15 protein-coding genes and 1 pseudogene are annotated in these 18,175 nt (G+C 65.8%); 11 read left to right on the top strand and 5 right to left on the bottom strand.

All coding sequences use genetic code 11. The annotated features are described in order from the left end of the window. Positions 1-199: 199 nt before the first annotated feature. Both VKQ35_RS16240 and VKQ35_RS16235 read right to left on the bottom strand, forming a co-directional pair. Positions 200-2,356 carry a M13 family metallopeptidase gene (locus VKQ35_RS16240; protein WP_324363476.1) on the bottom strand — a complete coding sequence of 719 codons (2,157 nt, stop codon included), beginning with the start codon at positions 2,354-2,356 and terminating at the stop codon, positions 200-202. A gap of 106 nt (positions 2,357-2,462) precedes the next feature. Continuing rightward, positions 2,463-2,906: a copper chaperone PCu(A)C gene (locus VKQ35_RS16235; protein ID WP_324363474.1), complete on the bottom strand. Its 444-nt coding sequence runs from the start codon at positions 2,904-2,906 to the stop codon at positions 2,463-2,465. Positions 2,907-3,558: 652 nt separating this feature from the next. On the opposite strand from VKQ35_RS16235, the gene VKQ35_RS16230 reads away from it, so the two are divergent. The 5 genes and pseudogenes from VKQ35_RS16230 to VKQ35_RS22080 form a co-directional block, all read left to right on the top strand. After that, entirely contained in the window at positions 3,559-4,779 is a 1,221-nt protein-coding gene (locus VKQ35_RS16230) for an OmpA family protein (RefSeq protein WP_324363472.1), read from the top strand. 412 nt (positions 4,780-5,191) lie between these two features. Then, positions 5,192-7,051: a ribonucleoside-diphosphate reductase subunit alpha gene (locus tag VKQ35_RS16225; RefSeq protein WP_324363470.1), complete on the top strand. Its 1,860-nt coding sequence runs from the start codon at positions 5,192-5,194 to the stop codon at positions 7,049-7,051. Positions 7,052-7,325: 274 nt separating this feature from the next. Beyond that, entirely contained in the window at positions 7,326-8,207 is an 882-nt protein-coding gene (locus tag VKQ35_RS16220; RefSeq protein WP_324363468.1) for a lipid A-modifier LpxR family protein, read from the top strand. 321 nt (positions 8,208-8,528) lie between these two features. Then, on the top strand, positions 8,529-9,578 hold the full coding sequence (locus VKQ35_RS16215) for a ribonucleotide-diphosphate reductase subunit beta (protein WP_324363466.1): 1,050 nt from the start codon (positions 8,529-8,531) through the stop codon (positions 9,576-9,578). Between the two features lie 726 nt (positions 9,579-10,304). Beyond that, positions 10,305-10,409: pseudogene (locus VKQ35_RS22080) on the top strand (PEPxxWA-CTERM sorting domain-containing protein); the annotation flags it as partial. Between the two features lie 100 nt (positions 10,410-10,509). Here the strand turns inward: VKQ35_RS22080 and VKQ35_RS16205 are convergent. Next, entirely contained in the window at positions 10,510-11,397 is an 888-nt protein-coding gene (locus VKQ35_RS16205) for a hypothetical protein (protein ID WP_324363462.1), read from the bottom strand. A 138-nt stretch (positions 11,398-11,535) separates the two neighbouring features. Continuing rightward, on the bottom strand, positions 11,536-12,006 hold the full coding sequence (locus VKQ35_RS16200) for a phytanoyl-CoA dioxygenase family protein (protein ID WP_324363460.1): 471 nt from the start codon (positions 12,004-12,006) through the stop codon (positions 11,536-11,538). Between the two features lie 309 nt (positions 12,007-12,315). Here VKQ35_RS16200 and VKQ35_RS16195 point away from each other — a divergent pair, with 309 nt between their 5' ends. Next, positions 12,316-12,714, top strand: a complete 399-nt coding sequence (locus VKQ35_RS16195) for a nuclear transport factor 2 family protein (RefSeq protein ID WP_324363458.1) — start codon at positions 12,316-12,318, stop codon at positions 12,712-12,714. A gap of 82 nt (positions 12,715-12,796) precedes the next feature. After that, entirely contained in the window at positions 12,797-13,660 is an 864-nt protein-coding gene (locus tag VKQ35_RS16190; RefSeq protein ID WP_324363456.1) for an isocitrate lyase/PEP mutase family protein, read from the top strand. Positions 13,661-13,759: 99 nt separating this feature from the next. Here VKQ35_RS16190 and VKQ35_RS16185 read toward each other — a convergent pair whose 3' ends face one another. Beyond that, on the bottom strand, positions 13,760-14,638 hold the full coding sequence (locus tag VKQ35_RS16185) for a LysR family transcriptional regulator (protein WP_324363454.1): 879 nt from the start codon (positions 14,636-14,638) through the stop codon (positions 13,760-13,762). Between the two features lie 91 nt (positions 14,639-14,729). Here VKQ35_RS16185 and ripC point away from each other — a divergent pair, with 91 nt between their 5' ends. The 4 genes from ripC to VKQ35_RS16165 all read left to right on the top strand — a co-directional run. Next, positions 14,730-15,572 (top strand): itaconate degradation C-C-lyase RipC, encoded by an 843-nt coding sequence (gene ripC / locus VKQ35_RS16180; protein ID WP_324363452.1) that lies wholly within the window; start codon positions 14,730-14,732, stop codon positions 15,570-15,572. 47 nt (positions 15,573-15,619) lie between these two features. After that, the gene (ripB, locus tag VKQ35_RS16175) at positions 15,620-16,147 is read left to right on the top strand and encodes a (R)-specific enoyl-CoA hydratase RipB/Ich (protein ID WP_324363450.1); all 528 of its coding nucleotides are present in this window, start codon (positions 15,620-15,622) and stop codon (positions 16,145-16,147) included. 25 nt (positions 16,148-16,172) lie between these two features. Next, positions 16,173-17,495 carry an acetyl-CoA hydrolase/transferase family protein gene (locus tag VKQ35_RS16170; RefSeq protein WP_324363448.1) on the top strand — a complete coding sequence of 441 codons (1,323 nt, stop codon included), beginning with the start codon at positions 16,173-16,175 and terminating at the stop codon, positions 17,493-17,495. 48 nt (positions 17,496-17,543) lie between these two features. Continuing rightward, a partial coding sequence (locus VKQ35_RS16165; RefSeq protein ID WP_324363446.1) for a thiamine pyrophosphate-binding protein occupies positions 17,544-18,175 on the top strand: 632 nt, incomplete at its 3' end.

Here is an 18,175-nt window from a genome sequence, read left to right as displayed (position 1 = left end):
CTTCACCCCCGCGAGAGACATGAAGGCGCAAGACCTTCCGATCTCCGGCGTTTCGGGGAGGAAACGCCCGCTCTTTTAGAGCGACTGCTCAAAATAAGGCCCGCTGCAACTATCCCCTGCAGCGGGCCAAATTTTTGCGCGGAACTGTTTTTGACGAGAGAGCCAAAAGTATCCCTCCCCCGGAACGGGGAGGGGAGACTCACCAGATCCTGACCCGATCCCCCGGCGCGAGGTACATGGCGTCGCCCGGCTTCAGGCCGAAGGCGGCGTAGAAAGCGTCGACGTTGCGCATGGGCACGTCCACCCGCGCCCGCTCCGGCGAATGCGGATCGCTGACCAGTTGTTGGCGGAGCGCGTCGTCGCGGGTCTTGGCGCGCCACACCTGCGCCCAGCCCAGAAACACCCGCTGGTCGCCGGTCAAACCGTCGATGATCGGCGCCGGCGCTCCGTGCAAAGACGTGTGGTAGGCGTCCAGCGCCAGCAGCAGGCCGCCCAGGTCGGCGATGTTCTCGCCCATGGTCAGGTCGCCGTTGATCTTGGCGCCCGGCAGCACCTCGAAGGCCGAGTACTGCTTGCCGAGCTTCACCGTCTCCGCCTGGAACTTGGCTGCATCCTCCGCCGTCCACCAGTCGGTCAGCCGCCCGGTCCCATCGTAGTGCCGCCCCTGGTCGTCGAAGCCGTGGGTGGTCTCGTGGCCGATCACCCCGCCGATCGCGCCGTAGTTCACCGCCATGTCGCCGTCCGGATCGAAGAACGGCGGGGCCAGGATCGCGGCCGGGAAGACGATCTCGTTGCCGGTCGGGTTGTAGTAGGCGTTGATGGTCGAGGGCGTCATGCCCCACTCAGAGCGGTCCACCGGCCCGCCGAGGCGGCCTACCCGGAAGTCCCAGTCGAAGGTCGAGGCGCGGTTGACGTTGCCGTAGAGGTCGTCGGCCTTGATCGTTAAGGCCGAATAGTCGCGCCACTTGTCCGGATAGCCGATCTTGACGGTGAACTGGGAGAGCTTCTCCAGCGCCTTGGCCTTGGTGGGCGCGGTCATCCAGTCGAGGCGCTCGATGCGCCCCTTCATGGCGGTGCGGATGTCGCCCACCAGGCCCAGCATCTTGGCCTTGCTCTCCGGCGGGAAGTAGGCGGCGACATAGACCTTGCCCAGCGCCTCGCCGATCTGGGTGTCGACCAGCTGCACGCCGCGCTTCCAGCGCGGGCGTTGCGCCGGCTGACCGGCCAGCGCCTTGCCGCGGAAATCGAAGCGGGCGTCGATGAAGGGCTGCGACAGGTAGGGCGCGGCCTGGTCGGCCAGGGTGAACGCCTGCCAGGCCTTCAGCGTCGCGATCGGGGTCTTGGCGAAGACCGCCGCGATCTTCGGGAACGCCGTGTTCTCCTGGGCGACGACGCGGGTCGCCTTGGAAAGGCCCGCGCCGTCCATGAAGGCCGGCCAGTCGAAGCCTGGCGCCAGTTCGCCGAGCTTGGCCGTCTCGTAGGCGTTGTACATCTTGTTGTCGTCGCGCTGTTCCGCCCGCGTCCAGGAGGCCTGAGCGATCTGCGTCTCCATCTCGACGATGGCCTTGGCGCTGGCGGCCGGGTTGGGCCACTTGGCCAGCGTCAGGAGCCTCGCGACATAGGCCTCGTAGGCGGCCTTCTGCTTCGCGAAGCTCTTTTCCAGATAGTAGTCGCGGTCGGGCAGGCCCAGGCCCGCCTGGTTCAGATAGACCGCGTAGTGGTCGGGGTCCTTGCCGTCGACCTGCACCGAGGCGGCGAACACCGAGCCGCCGAACACCTTCTGGGCGTGGCCCATGCCGCGGGCGACATCGGCCTTGGTCTTCTCGGCCTTGATGGCGGCGAGGTCCGCGGCCATCGGCTTGGCGCCCAGCGCGTTGACGGCCGCCTCGTCCATGAAGCTGCGGTAGAGCGCGCCGACCTTGGCCTGTTCGCCGGTCGCCCCGGAGGAAGCAGACGTGTCGGCGGCGGTCTTTTCGAGCAGGGCGTGCAGGCGCGCCTGCGACAGGTCGTTCAGCGCATCGAAGGACCCGAAGCTCGCCCGGTCGCTGGGGATCGTCAGGCTCTTCTCGTAAGCCCCGTTGGCGTACTGGAAGAAGTCCTGGCCGGGCGACGTGCTGGTGTCGCGGCCGGCGAGGTCGAAGCCCCAGGCGCCCATCCGGACGGCCTTGGAGAGGTCCGGTTGCGGCCCGCGCGGCGTCGCCGCGGCCAGAGCCGGTTTCGCGGCCGGTTTCTTCGCCGGATGCTTCTTCGCCGGCGCCTTGGCCACAGGCGGCTGGGCGGGTTCGGTTTCCGCGAGCGCGGGGCCGACGGCGAGGAGGGCGGCCGCCGCGGCGGCCGCGAGCCAGAAAGTCTTCATTCCAGTTAGGGCTCTCGATAGGTTGACCTGCTGCGACCATGCCCCGGCGAAGAGGTTGCCGGGTGTTACATTTTGGTCAGGAATGTGCGGCCTGCGTTCCGCAGGTCTAAGTCGGCGGCAGGCCAGAGGTCACGGCGAAGCTCACCTTCAGCCTGGCGCCGCTGGCGAAGCTGAGGGTGGCCGGAACCTGGTCGCCCGCCTTCAGGGTCCGCTTCACGCCGATGAACATCAGGTGGTAGGCGCCGGGGCCGAAGGTGACCTGGCCGCCGGGCGGCGCCGAGACCATCTGCACGGGCTTCATCGACATGACGCCGCCGGCCATGGCGCTTTCGTGCATCTCCACGCTGGCCGCGACCGGGCTTTCGACCTTTTCCAGGACATCGACGCGCCGGCCGCGGTTGGCCAGCACCATGTAGCCGATCGCGTTGGTCCCCTCGACGGCCGGCCGGCTCCACGGCCGCAGCACCTGGACGCCCGCCGGGCCCGCCTGCGCGGCGGCGAGCGCGGCGGCGGCGCCGACCAGCGACAGGGCGAACAGCAGCGGCTTCATCGGTCAGATCTCCGGGCAGCCCTGCTTAGGCCCATCGCGCGAATTCTCAAGCGACGCCGTGAGTCGCGCGGGACGCCCCACATTTACTGTCGAGCACCTGACACACCCTGCGGCCTCAACGGCGCCGGTACGGCGCCCGAATTTGGTCCGTGTCCGGCCCTGTGGTGGGAACCAAGCGGCGCCGTCCACGTTGCAAGGTGAGCGCGATTGGGGCGCGGGTCAGTACAGGGGGCGCAAGTCGCAGCGCGAGCGAGGTTCCGAAAGCGGTTGGCCCAGGTCAAAACGGCTTTTCGGCGGATCGGTGCGCCACCTGCGGCAAAGAAGGGGATTTACAAGTCATTCCAAGGATTTCGATCCGGCCGCGCGGCCCCATAGTCGGGCCGCCAGTGGGCGAATCGAACTTCAGGCCAAGTAACACGCCCACCGGTCTGGGCGTCGGGCGCGACGGATTTTCTGTGAAGAAATGGATCGACTTACGAGACCATGTTGATCCGCACGGCGATAGTCGTATAGCGTCCGGCAAAGGTTCGCGGGTCTAAGAGATTGAGGTTCGAGTGTGGCTTCGGTGACACTTACGCAATCTGTGGGCCTTGATATAAGAAAAGCTGGGTCGAAAGGCCGCAGCGCTAGGGCAACTGAGAGGGCTCTGATTATGAAGTTCAAACTCCTGGCAGGGGCCGCGCTGGCGGCGGTGTTCGCCGCGTCGGGCGCCTCTGCGCAAGTCGGCTGGTATGGCGCCGTCGATCTCGGCTACCACATGCCGATGGCGATGAAGCTGGATTCCAGCAACCTGGCCGCCAACCAGAACAAGTACATCTGGAATTTCCAGCAGGACAAGGATTACACCGCCTTCGCCCGGCTCGGCTACCAAGTGACCGATCACTGGCGCGTTGAAGCGGAAGTCGGATATCGCCCGGGTGATCTCACCTCGGTCCGCGGCGGCACCAATCAGGCGGTCATCGGCCTCTGCTCGCCAGACGTGCTGCGCACCGCCGCTTCGCCGTCCTGCGGCGCGCCCGGCGGCAAGATCGAATCCTGGTCCCTGCTGGGCAATGTCATTTATGACATCGGTCCGGACTGGGTCATCGATCCGTTCATCGGCGCCGGCATCGGCGTGGACCACCTGAACCTGACCACCAACGGTCAGTTCTCCAACATCACCGGCACCGTCACCGCGCCGAACGGCGCGAACCCGGCGATCCAGAACCTGGTGATCGACGACAGCCAGACGGTCTTCGCCTATCAGCTTCTGGCTGGCGCGACCTGGAAGGCGACCGATCACCTGAAGGTCGACGTGACCTGGCGCTACCTCGGCACCTCGCCGGCGACCTACAGCTCGGCCGGCACCGGCGCGCTGCAGCCCGGCAACTTCGAAGGCCGCTACAAGGACAACTCGGTGACGCTGGGCCTGCGGTATTCGTTCGCCGCCCCGCCGCCGCCGCCGCCTCCCCCGCCGCCGCCGCCGCCCCCGCCGCCGCCGCCTCCCCCGCCGCCTCCCCCGCCGCCGCCGCCGCCTCCGCCGCCGCCGCCGCACTACGAGGCCAAGCAGTTTATCGTCTACTTCCCGTTCGATCAGTACATCCTGACGCCGGAAGCCCAGTCGGTGGTGCAGGAAGCGGCCAACTACTCCTCGGCCGGTCATGCGACCAAGGTGACTGTGGTCGGCTACACCGACACCTCCGGTTCGGCGGCCTACAACATCCGCCTGTCGGAACGCCGTGCGAAGGCCGTGGCCGACGCGCTGGTCGGAATGGGCGTCGCCCAGACCGCCCTGTCGGTCGACTGGAAGGGCAAGACCAACCTTGCCGTCCAGACCGCCGATGGCGTGAAGGAACCGCTGAACCGCCGTTCGACGGTCGACATCAGCTTCTGATCTCGGCCACCGAGCGATCGGTGAAACGTTTGGAGCCCGGCCGAAAGGCCGGGCTCCTTTCGTTTGCATCCTCGGCCAGCGCCAGCGCGCAGCTTTCCAGCCCCTGACGCGTTTCCGCCGGACGGAAGCGGCTGATCCCGCGCGTCAGGCCGCTTACGCGGTAAGCCCTTCACAGTGTCGTGAGCGGGGGTGCGTCAATGACCGCCAAGCCCTTGATCTGCCGAGAGGCAAGGGTGCTCGTTAACCTTTGGTTTACGAAAAAACTTGGGCGCCAAACCGCCGCCCTCATTGACGAGTCATTAGGACGGGTGCCCCATATGTAGGTTGTTCGGGCGTGTCGCCACACAACATGTAGGGGCAAGGGACCTAGGCCAGGGGTGGCGGGTTCCATAGGGGCATAGGGTCAGGGACGATGAGTGAAGCGGCGAAAGTTGGGATTGCCGAGTCTATTGAACGGGTTGTCGACGAGCCTTCGCGCCCGCAGCTGACGCTGGTCAGGAAGGTCGAGGTCGACCGGTCGCGCGACGCCTTGTTGACCGACTTCGGCAAGACCACGCTGGAAGACCGCTATCTCCTGGCCGGCGAGAGCTATCAGGACATGTTCGCGCGAGTCGCCACGGCCTACGCTGATGATGCCGACCATGCGCAACGGATTTACGACTACATCTCGAAGCTGTGGTTCATGCCGTCGACGCCGGTGTTGTCGAACGGCGGCGCGAATCGCGGCCTGCCGATCTCCTGCTTCCTGAACGCCGTGCCGGACAGCCTGGAAGGCATCCAGGGCGTCTGGAACGAGAACGTGCACCTGGCCTCCAACGGCGGTGGCATCGGCACCTATTGGGGCGGCGTGCGCTCCATCGGCGAGAAGGTGAAGGGCGCGGGCCAGACCAGCGGCATCATCCCCTTCATCCGCGTGATGGACTCGCTGACGCTGGCGATCAGCCAGGGCTCGCTGCGCCGCGGCTCGGCCGCCGTCTACCTCGACATCCACCATCCGGAGATCGAGGAGTTCCTGGAAATCCGCAAACCCTCGGGCGACTTCAACCGCAAGTCCCTGAACCTGCACCACGGCATCTCGATCACCGACGAGTTCATGGAGGCCGTGCGCGACGGCGCCATGTTCGGCCTGCGCTCGCCCAAGACCAAGGACGTGGTCAAGGAGGTCGACGCCCGCACGCTGTGGCAGAAGATCCTCGAGATCCGCCTGCAGACCGGCGAGCCCTACCTGATCTTCGCCGACACCGTGAACCGCTCCATGCCGCAGCATCAGCGGGAGCTGGGCCTGTCGGTGCGCCAATCCAACCTCTGCTCCGAGATCGTGCTGCACACCGGCAAGGATCACCTGGGCAAGGAGCGCACCGCCGTCTGCTGCCTCTCCAGCGTCAACGCCGAGACCTTCCTGGAATGGCGCGACCACCCGACCTTCATCGAGGACGTCATGCGCTTCCTCGATAATGTGCTGGAGGACTTCATCCAGCGCGCCCCGCCGGAGATGGCCAACGCCGTCTACGCCGCGGTGCGCGAGCGGTCGGTGGGCCTGGGCCTGATGGGCTTCCACACCTTCCTGCAGCAGCAGAACGTGCCGTTCGAGAGCGCGCTCGCCAAGAGCTGGAACATGCGCCTGTTCAAGACGCTGCGCCGCCAGTGCGACGCCGCCTCGCGCACGCTGGCCGCCGAGCGCGGGCCGTGCCCGGACGCCGAAGAGCGCGGCATCATGGAGCGCTTCTCGCACAAGCTCGCCATCGCGCCGACCGCCTCGATCTCGATCATCTGCGGCGGCACGTCCGCCGGCATCGAGCCGATCCCGGCCAATATCTACAGCCACAAGACGCTCAGCGGCACCTTCGCGGTGAAGAGCCCCTATCTTGAGAAGCTCCTCGAGGAGAAGGGCCAAAACACCTCGGCGGTCTGGGACGGCATCCTCGAGAACGAGGGCTCGGTGCAGCACCTGGATTTCCTCAGCCAGGATGAGAAGGACGTCTACAAGACCGCCTTCGAGATCGACCAGCGCTGGGTCGTCGAGCTCGCCGCCGACCGCACGCCGGAAATCTGCCAGTCCCAGTCGATCAACATCTTCCTGCCGGGTGACGTCGATAAGTGGGACCTGCACATGCTCCACTGGCAGGCGTGGGAGCGGGGGTGCAAGTCGCTCTACTATCTGCGCTCCAAGTCGGTGCAGCGGGCGGCGCACGCCGGGGGCGAGACCCACGCGGCGGTGGACATGTCGGGCGCGGCCAAGACCGACTACGAGGAATGCCTCGCCTGCCAGTAGGCGACGATTGCCCAGGATAACATCGGTGTGGCGGCAAGCCGGCGTAAAAACGGCATTGCCCGCTATTGAGGCGATGAACGCTTCGCGGCGTCCCTGGAACCAAGGGGAGCGCGGGGTTTCGGCACAGTTTATGCATGTGGCGAAAATGACTCGCGAAAGCGTCGGCGCATGCCTACGCTGTCATTGGGGAACCGCTGATCGGTTTGCGACTTTGGCTATGCAGAACACATAGCGACGGACCGCAGACTAGACGGCGGGCTGGGGAGAAGAGACGATGCGGCCGCTGGCTATTCTAGCCACCGTCCTGACCTGCGCCGCGGCGACCGCCGCGAGTGCGCAACCGCTGACTTTGACGCTTCCCGCTTCCAGCGACATTCTGACCAGCGCGGCGCATGCCGACGAGGCGACGGCGCTCGCCATCCTGAACGGCGCGGCCTTCGCGCCCAAGACCGCCTCCGACGGCGTCGACCCGGTCGGCCAGTTGCTGGACCGTGAGACCTATCAGCCGGGGGCCGGCCTGATGCGCTGGATGACCGGCGAGACCCAACTCACCCCGGCCGGCGCCGGCGGCCCGGTCGATTCGCTCAGGGTCAGCGTCGGCGGGGCCCTTCGGACGCCGGGCGGCCTGCCGCTCAACCTCAGCCACGCCCAGTACGACCCCGACGCCTACGACGTGACCATCACCCGCGCCTGGCCGGCGGCGTTCGCGCTGCGGACCGGCCCCTTCGGGGTCGACCTGACGCCGCACGCCGGCCTGGGCATGACCAGCTACGGGACCTCCGCCGAGGCTGGCGCGACGCTGCGCGTGATGCGGTCCGACGCCGCCATGGCCGAGCAGCTGCGGGCCATGGGCGTGCAGGACGGCGGGGCCTTCGGCGACCGCGGCCGCTGGTATCTGTTCGCCGCGGCGAGCGGGCGGGCGGTCGGCATGAACATGCTGCACGGCGACCAGGGCTGGAACCGCGCCGGCTGGTCCACCGACCAGACCTCGACGCTGACCGGCGACGCCCAGGTGGGCGTGGGCTGGCGCAAGGGCGATATGCAGACCTCGTTCGGCTACATCCACCGCGAGGTGAAGGGCCAGAACATGCTGTTCGGCGTCGACCCCAAGGCCGACTCGGTGGTGGCCTTCTCCCTCTCCATCCGCCCGCACTAGCGGCGAGGTGGCGGGCACCTTCGGCGCGAACCACGAAATACACGAAATACACGAAAGCGGCCGTGCCCCCGCGAGCGAAGCTCGCTGTCCTGTCCAGCGCGAGGGTCGATATTGGCCTTCGGCCTTTCGGGCCGCCGGATCGCTTTCGTGTATTTCGTGTATTTCGTGGTTCAAATCTTTCCCGAGCAGGCGCCGCGGGACATATCCACCGGCCATCACAACCTCGTGGATAAACGCAACATGCGGCGTCGCGCCGCTTGCCGACCACTATATCTTGCGTCACCTTAACCCTGCAGAAACCATACACGCACAGGCGCGACGATGAACAAGCCGACCTCCAACGTCCGCACGCTCCCGGGTCTCCTCACCCCGTCCGCCGCCTACAAGCCGTTCCGCTATCCCTGGGCCTACGAGTTCTGGAAGAAGCAGCAGCAGGTCCACTGGATGCCCGAGGAGGTGCCGCTGGGCGAGGACTGCAAGGACTGGGCGACCAAGCTCAACGACCGCGAGCGCAACCTGCTGACCCAGATCTTCCGCTTCTTTACCCAGTCGGACGTCGAGGTGAACGACAACTACATGGAGCGCTACGCCCGCGTCTTCAAACCGACCGAAGTGAAGATGATGCTGGCCGCCTTCTCCAACATGGAGACCATCCACATCGCCGCCTACGCGCTCCTCCTGGAGACGATCGGCATGCCGGACGCCGAGTTCACGGCCTTCCTCGACTACCAGGCCATGCGCGACAAGCACGACTACATGCAGCAGTTCGGGGTCGAGACGAACGCCGACATCGCCCGCACCATCGCCATGTTCGGCGGCTTCACCGAGGGGCTGCAGCTGTTCGCGTCCTTCGCGATGCTGATGAACTTCCCGCGCAACAATAAGATGAAGGGCATGGGCCAGATCGTGTCGTGGTCGGTGCGGGATGAAAGCCTGCACTGCGAGGGCATGATCAAGGTCTACCACGCCTTCAACGCCGAAACGGGCGCGGTCACCAAGTCGGTCGCCGCCGACATCGTCGACTGCTGCAAGACGGTCGTGGGCCTGGAGGACAAGTTCATCGACCTGGCCTTCGAGGCCGGCGAGGTCCAGGGCATGACCCCCGACGACATCAAGGCCTACATCCGCTTTGTCGCCGACTGGCGCCTGCGCCAGCTGCGCCTGCCGGAGATCTACGGCGGGCGGCGGGAAAACCCCCTCCCCTGGCTGCAGAGCCTGCTGTCCGGCGTCGAGCACGCCAACTTCTTCGAGGCCCGCTCCACCGAATACTCCAAGGCCGCCACCCGCGGCGCCTGGCACGGCGAGGCCGGCGTCTGGGCGGAGTTCGACCGTGTCCTCGCCAAGCGCAAGGAGCAGGAGGAGGCGCTCTAGGCCTCTCCTCCCGACCCCCGACGCAGACAAAGAGAGAGGCGGTCGCGGCGGAGCGCGGACGTCCCGTCCGCGTCGTTGGCGAGCGAGACGTCCGCCCTCCTTCCCAACCGACGAGGTCAAATAGCGCACGGCCCAGCTTGGGCTGAATAATGTCCTGATAATGTCAGTATGGCAGAAGGTCGCGCTGTCCGAACGAAAATATGCCCTATATGCGTTGACACCCGCCTAAATCGGTGCGCCATTAAGGCGGCACATACCGTGTGAAAATCCAGGGGCATGACCATGAAATCCGTACTCTTCGCAGGCGCCGTCGCGCTTGCGGCTCTCGCCGGGGTGAGCGCCCACGCGACGACCAAGATCTTCACCTACTCGGATCTCGGCTCGACCGTCGCGACCGGCTCGTTCACCTACGCGAACGGCGACACCGGCGTTCTCGGCTACGGCGACCTGACCGCCTTCACCGTGACCGTGTCGGGCGTGACCTACAACCTGGCTCAGGTGGCCACGCTGACCGACTACGTGTATTTCGGCTACGACACCGCCGGAAACGACTTCGTCACCAATCCCAATACCTGCGGCTTCGCCGGCTGCGGCTTTCAGTCGTCGCTGAGCGCGATCAACAGCAGCGGCACCTTCGGGTATTTCTTCAATCCCGTGCCGGGCGGCTACCTGGAATACTCGACAGGCAGGGGTGGATCCATCGATAAGATCACCATCTCGGGCGCGGGCACGCCCGAGCCGGCCACATGGGCCCTCATGCTCATGGGCTTCGGCGGTCTCGGCGCCAGCCTGCGCGCGCGCCGCACCCGGGCCGTCGCGAACGCCGCCTGAGTTTCGCTCGTCTCTGAACCGGGCGCCGCCTTCCCGGCGGCGCCCGGCTTTCCTGCCCTCTCCGCCATCGGGCTCGCGGGTCAGCGGACCGCGCAGGGCCCTACGCGGCGTAGAGCGGCGAGGTCGCCTTCAGGAAGCGCAGCAGGTGGCGCATGGTGACCACCGTCTCGCCGCGCTCGTCGCGCGCGGTCGCATCCCACCACAGGTACTCGGTCTTGGGGCTGTCGCCGACGCCGACCACGCGCCCCTCCACCTCGTAGGGTCGGTCCAGGAACACCGGGCCGCGGTGGAAGGCGATCTCGAAGGCGCCGAACATCGCCAGCGTGTCGCCGAGGTGCGGGGAGATGCGGTCGTGGTGATGACCGCCGCCGTCGCCGACAAGCAGGCGGAACATCATCGCCGAGACGGCGTTGAGCGAGGCGATCGGCGCCCCCCAGGGCGAGGGGCCGACATACCAGTCCATCACCTCGTTGAGCGCCCCGGTCTTCAGGAGCTGGTCCTGGAACGCCTGCTGCGCCGTCAGCGCCTTCTTGCCGAGGAGCTGGCCTGGCTTCACGCCCTTGAGCAGGCGCAGGGACGCCTCGTCGCAGGTCTTCAGGTCCCGCGTGGCGAGCTCCGAGCGGGAATGGTCGCCGAGCGACGCCGTGCCCTGGCAGACGACGATCGCCGGATCGTCGGGGCGCCGGGCGTGGATGCGCGTCTGCGCGCCCGCCGGCGACGGCCGCTCCACCACCGCCTGCACGGTCTCGCCGGAGACCACCACATTGAGGAAGTAGAGCGACAGCGCCCCGCGCTCGAACCACTCGCGCCCATAGGCCTCGACCAGCAGGGGCGCGAAAAGGTCGAGGTGGTTGTTGCCCCCCACCGCCGCGCCGCGGAAGCCGAGCTTCTTGGCGGCCTCCGGATCGTGAATGCTGGAGTCGGACTGGTTGAGCGCGGTGCGGACCTTGCCCACCAAAGGAGCGGCCAGAGTGGCGGCGTCGGACATGATGGTGGTCTCCCGAGGTTGCTCGCGCGACTTCACCACCGCCCCGCCGCCGACGCAAGCGCCGCCGGCCCGACGTCGCGCCGAGGTAGTCGCTCGCGCCGAATCCTTCCTCGACCTGGTCCAACACCCGCGTCAGGATCATCGACCACAATCGAGAGCGGGGGCGAGATGACGACGCGCGCCGACACCCTCGATCGCCGCGCAGTCAAGATCGCCCAGCAGGTGGATGGGATCGATCATCTGCCCATCGACCTCGACCCACCCCATGTGGTTGCCGCCGGCGGACCAGCCCAGCAGTCGCTGGATCTGCTCAGGGTAGCTGGCGACCTGCGCGGACGTCAGCGACAGGTACATGTTCTCTTCCTGCCGGACGTTCGAAGCATCGAACGCCATGCCCGGGGTGGCTCGGTGCTCGGCCTGCGTGCTGTTCGCGCCGCCCGCATGAAAGGTCGAGCCGAGGAAGATCAGAGCGGACCCGGCCTTCATGACGGTCGCGATCGCCTCAGACGGATCGGGCTTGCGCTCGTCGTCCCAGAGGTGGCTGCCCGGAATGACGAGGGTCGCGCCGTTCTCGGCGGTGAAATCCGAGACCGCGCAAATGACCTGCACCCGGCGCCGAGCTGGAGCGTCGGGGACGGGCGATCGGTGGCTACGATGTCATGATCGCGGGACACGCCCGCAGCCGCGGGCCGATCGTGGTGACGGGCGCCCTCGGCGAGTTCAGCCGGGTCGACGGCCTGCGCAGCGAGGATTGGCTCGCGTAACCGGCGCGGCCCAGTGCGACGGGTCATCTTCAAAACAGATCACAATTGCCACTATCATATATTGGACCAATGGATGGTTCAGCCCTAGGTTTGGGACAGGACAGGCCGTCCTATGTCGAGCGAGCAATTCCTCGCTTATATACAGGAGGATCTCATGATCACTGAAGACTACGTCAGAAAGATTTTCAAGGCGCTCGAGCAAGGTGATGGCGCCGGCTTTTTCCAGCATGTAGACGACAAGGTCGACTGGATCGTTGAAGGCACGCATCCGCTGGCCGGTCACTATAGGTCGAAATCCGATTTCCTGGCCGGGACCTTCGCGAAGCTCGCCAAGGTTCTGCCCAATGGGGCTCAACTCGTCGTCGAGCATCTGCTCGTGAAGGATGACCAAGCTGTCGTGGAGCTTCATTCCTTGGCCACGGCGAAGAACGGGATGAGGTTCGACAACCGGTACTGCTGGGTCGTCCATTTCCGCGGCGGCGCCATCGACCGAGTGAGGGCCTATCTCGATTCGGCGATGGTCACGCGTCTCTTCGAAGAAAACCCGATCTAGCTATCCACCCTCGGAGTCTCGGCCGATCGTTGCGGGTGGGTATACAGCAAATCTTGTGATTTCAAGGTGCAGGAGCGAACCGATGTCAACGTCTCATATCCAGACACTTCGCACAATGCTTCGAGACGAGAAGGGCGTTATAGTGCCAGGCGCGCCGAACGCGCTCGCCGCTCGGATCATCGCTGATCTGGGCTTCAAGGCGGTCTATCTGACCGGCGCCGGTCTCACCAATATGCACCTCGGCTTGCCGGACCTTGGGTTCATGGATCTGAGCCAGGTGGCCGATCACGTGATGGCGATCCGGTGCGTGATCGACCTGCCGCTGATCGTCGATATCGACACCGGTTTCGGCAACGCCGTCAACGTCACCCACACGGTTCGGCTCCTTGAGCAGGCCGGCGCCAGCGCCATCCAGATCGAGGATCAGCGTGCGCCGAAACGGTGCGGTCATTTCGACGGCAAGGACTTGATCTCGCTGCAAGAAATGGTGGGCAAGGTGCAGGCGGCGGTCGACACGCGACGGCAGGATCTGGTGGTCATCGCTCGAACCGACGCCTGCGCCGTCGAAGGCTTCGAGGCGGCCATCGAACGGGCCGGTCGCTACATCGAGGCTGGCGCGGACGTCACATTCGTCGAGGCTCCAGAGAGCCTCGATGACCTCGAGGCGGTCCCCCGTCGCCTGAAGGCGCCTCAACTGGTCAACATGGTGCTCGGCGGCAAGACGCCCATCGTCGACACGAAAGCGGCGGCCGAGATGGGGTTCAGCCTGGTGCTCTACGCCAACGCCGCCCTGCAAGGCGCCGTGCAAGGCATGCAGTCGACGCTGTCGGCGCTAAAGGAAAAGGGCGTCCTCGATGAGAGCGCCGTCACGTCCTTTGCGGAGCGACAGAGGCTGGTGGACAAGCCGGCCTTCGACCTCATGGGGGCCCGCTACGCGGCGCACTGAGCAAACCTTGTCAGGTTTGCTTATATTAAACATTCTCAGCAGCATTGATTTCGCTTTGAGAAAGCAAAATCAATCGTGGCTTTTGCCACGCAAGGCTGCTTAGGAAACGGCGCGCGCGATGAAGTTGCGCACCACGGGCGACGTCTCTCCTCGCCGGCAGGCGAGCGCAAGTTGTGCTGTCGGCGACTGGTCGGCGATCTGCCGGTAGGCGACGCCTGTCACCCGCACTTGCATCATCGACGCCGGGACGATCGATACGCCCAGCTCCGCGGCCACCAGAGTGATGATCGATCCAATTTGCGGCGCCAGCTGGCCGATGGCCGGCTCGAAGCCCGCGTTTCGACAGGCTTCGACAATTGTGTCGTAGAGCGTTGGTCCGATTTCCCGCGGGAACAGCAGAAACGGTTCGTCTTTCAATATCGCCAGATCGATCTCTTCGCATGCAGCGGCAGGATGCCGTTCGGGGAGGGCGACCACCATCGGCTCCTCCGACAGGCGGCGGAGCTGCAGCTCTTCGCTGCCGGGTGTGCCTGGCCGCAGGAACACGGCATCGAGCGTTTCCTCGCGCAAGCCGGTAACGAGCCGGGTCGTATTGGCCTCCTCGAGCGTGAGGTAGATGTCGGGATAGGCGCGTCGGAAGGCGCGGATCGCCGACGGCACGACAACATTGAACGCCGCCGACGCGGTGAAGCCGACACGCAACGATCCCGTCTCGCCACGCGCCGCGCGCCGCGCCGCCATGGTCGCTCGCTCGGCGATCAACGGCATCTCCTTCACACCGGCCATGAACGCCTTGCCGGCCTCGGTAAGCTCCGCGCCGTGGGCGAGACGATGGAACAGCTGGGCGCCGACCTCACCTTCCAGATCCTTGATCTGCTGGCTGAGCGGCGGCTGCCCAATGCCAACCTTGGCCGCCGCCCTGGTGAAATGCCGCTCCTCGGCGACAGCCAGAAAATATCGGATGTGGCGTAGCTCCACGATCATCTCCCAAACAGATCATATCCACCTGTATCATATATTGGACCAATGGAGTGCGCGGGTCTAGCTCTTGGGGCGAAGGAGATCGCCGATGTCCGATGCAAACCTTGCTCCCTGCCGAAGCTGGCTCTTCACGCCGGCAACCCGTCCGGACCGGTTCGCCAAAGCCGCGGCAGTCGGCGCCGACGTTTCGATTCTCGACCTCGAAGATTCGGTCGCGCCAGGCGACAAGAATCGGTCGCGAAACACCGCGCTCGACTTCCTGAAGGCGCGCAAGTCGGACGGCGTGCAGTACGCCCTGCGGGTGAACGGACTCGATACGCACGCAGGCCTTCGCGACCTCAATGCGATGCTCGAAACGGGTGCGACGCCTGACTACCTCGTGTTGCCGAAGACCGACAGCGCCGGCCATCTGCAGATTCTCGATCGCCTGCTGGCGTCGGCGTCAAAGTCGACGAAGCTCGTCGGCATCGTCGAGAGCGCACGGGGGCTCGCAGGCGTCGAGGCGATCGCTTCGGCGACACCACGGCTCGCGGGCCTCATGCTGGGCGCCGCCGACATGGCCGCTGACCTCGGCGCGGCGACCACGTGGGAACCACTGGCCTGGGCGCGCGCCCGGCTCGTTGCGGCCTGCGCCCTGGCCGGCGTGATGGCGATCGACGCCCCTTATTTCGACGTCCACGACACAAATGGCCTGCAGCAGGAGATGGCGCGTGCGGTCGCCTTCGGCTTCGGGGCCAAGGCCGCCATCCATCCCGGCCAGGTCGCCGCGATCAACGCCGCGCTGACGCCCACCCAGGAAGCCGTAGAGCGAGCACGCGCCATCCTGGCCGAGAACGCCAAGGGCGTGGGCACGGTCGGCGGCCAGATGATCGACGAAGCCGTCGCGCGCAAAGCGCGCCGCACGCTCGCCGCTGCCGGGATCCCGGTCTAGCGCCGGCCCGAACCACAGACAATCCAGCCTCAGAAGGAGACACTTCAATGGAAACCATCGTCCCTGCCTACAAAGCCGTCGGCGAGCGGCGCTATCGCGAAACCAACGGGCTCTACTGGGAGGACTTCGAGCCCGGCGACGTGTTCGAGCACCGGCCCGGCCGCACAGTCCTCGATGTCGACAATACTTGGTTCACGTTGCTGACGTTGAACATCCAGCAAGTCCATTTCGACGCGGCCTATGCCGCCAGGACGGAGTGGAAGAAGCCGCTCGTCGACTCGACCTTCACGCTGGCCCTGCTCACCGGCATGAGCGTGCGCACCGTCAGCGCCAAGGTCGTCGCCAATCTCGGCTGGGACAAGGTCAAGGCCACCCATCCCGTCTTCGCCGGCGATACGCTCTATGCCGAGAGCACCGTCCTTTCCAAGCGCGAGTCCAAGAGCCGCCCCACTCAGGGGATCGTCACCGTCTCCACCCGCGGCGTCAACCAGGACGGCGCCGAAGTGATGAGCTTCGAGCGCACCATGCTTGTCCATCGCCGCGGCCACTCGCCCGAAGAAGCCGCCAACTACTGATCGCTTTGCGCAAGGAGATACGACGATGGACGCGATCGCGCTCTATCAATCCAAGCTGACGACGCCCGAGCAGGCTGTCGCAACGATACCGTCGGGCAGCCGTCTGTCCATGGGCATGTTTGCCACCGAACCGCCCGCGCTTTTGAAGGCGCTCGCTGATCGCGCCGCTGCTCGTGCGCTCGAAGATCTCAGGATCTACTATTACGAGTCTACCCGGATCGCTGGCGATACGGTCCTGCGCTATGAGCTCAACGACCGCATCCTTCCCTATTGCATGTTCATAGCCGGCGTTGAACGCGCCCTGATCAAGCGCGGCGTGGAGGATGGCGGCCGCAAGGTGGTCTCCTACGTGCCCTCGAACTTCCATCAGGCCGTCCGGCTGCTGACGGAGGAGATCGGCATCGACACCTTCGTCTGCACCGTCTCGCCGATGGACCGCCACGGCTATATGAGCTTCGGAACCGGCAACGACTATTCGACAAAGGTGGCGCGCTCCGCCAAGCGCCTGCTGGTCGAAGTCAACGAATACATGCCGCGGGTCTATGGCGAAGGTGCGCAGCTGCATGTCTCGGAAGTCGACGCGATCGTCGAGAACCACGCGCCGCTGCTTGAACTGCCGGCGCCTGGAGCCGCTCCAGAGGACCATGCCATTGGCGCCATCATCGCCGACATGGTTCCGGACGGGGCCTGCCTGCAGATGGGCGTTGGCGCCTTGCCCAACCTCGTCTGTGCGGCGCTGAAAGACCGCAACGATCTCGGCATCCACACCGAGGCCCTGAATCCGGGGCTCGTCGAGCTCGTCCGCGCCGGCGTGGTGACCAACAAGCGGAAGGCGCTCGACCGCGGCAAGACAGTCTTCACTTTCGCCATGGGGCAGAAGGCCACGTACGACTTCCTCGACGACAATCCGGGGGTCGAGAGCCGGCCGGTGGACTACGTCAACGACCCCAGGATCATAGCGCAGAACGACAATGTCGTGTCGATCAACGCCACGCTCCAGATCGACCTGACCGGCGCCTGCAATTCCGAGCACATGCTCGGCCATCAATACAGCGCCTCAGGCGGACAGCTCGACTTCGTACGCGGCGCGTTCGCTTCGAAAGGCGGCAGATCGATCATCGCCGCTCGTTCAACGGCCGCGAAAGGCACGGTCTCGCGTATCGTTCCCAGGCTCGACGGGCCGGTGACGACCCCGCGGATCGACACGCAGTATGTCGTCACCGAGTTCGGCGCCGCGAACCTCAAAGGTCTCTCGTCGACGGAGCGCGCGAGGGCGCTCATCGCCCTCGCTCATCCTGGGTTCCGCGATGAGCTCACCGAGGCCGCGAAGCAACAACATCTGATTTGAGCTCTTGGGCCGCGTCCAGGCCCGGTCAAGCATGCAAGGAGCCAGACCATGACAACCGTCGCAGAGCAGTTCGCCGAAACCCTGGCGGCGTCAGGCGTCAAACGGATCTATGGCATCGTGGGCGACAGTCTGAACGGCCTGACCGACGCCATCCGCCGTCAGGGCAAAATCGAATGGATTCATGTGCGGCATGAAGAAGTCGCCGCTTTCGCGGCCGGCGCCGAAGCGCACCTCACGGGCAGCCTCGCCGTTTGCGCCGGAAGCTGCGGACCGGGCAATCTGCATCTCATCAATGGCTTGTTCGATTGCCATCGCTCGCGCGTGCCGGTGCTGGCGATCGCCGCCCATATTCCCTCCGCCGAGATCGGCTCGGGCTATTTCCAGGAGACCCATCCGGAGACCCTGTTCCGGGAATGCAGCCACTACTGTGAATTGGTTTCCAGCGCGCGCCAGATGCCCCGCACGCTCGAGATTGCGATCCGCGAGGCGGTGGCCAGGCGCGGCGTCTCCGTGGTGGTGATCCCGGGCGATGTCGCCCTCCGGACGGCCGGACCGGCCCGCTTGCCGAAACGCGAGGCGCTGATGCCGCAGCCTGCCGTGACAGCGCCGTCACAAGGCGCCCTCGACGATCTCGCTTCACTGCTCAACGCTGCGGAACGGGTGACGGTCCTGTGCGGCTC

The organism is Phenylobacterium sp., from assembly GCF_035309685.1.
Taxonomy (GTDB): domain Bacteria; phylum Pseudomonadota; class Alphaproteobacteria; order Caulobacterales; family Caulobacteraceae; genus Phenylobacterium.
This window is presented reverse-complemented; position numbering and strand designations above follow the sequence as displayed.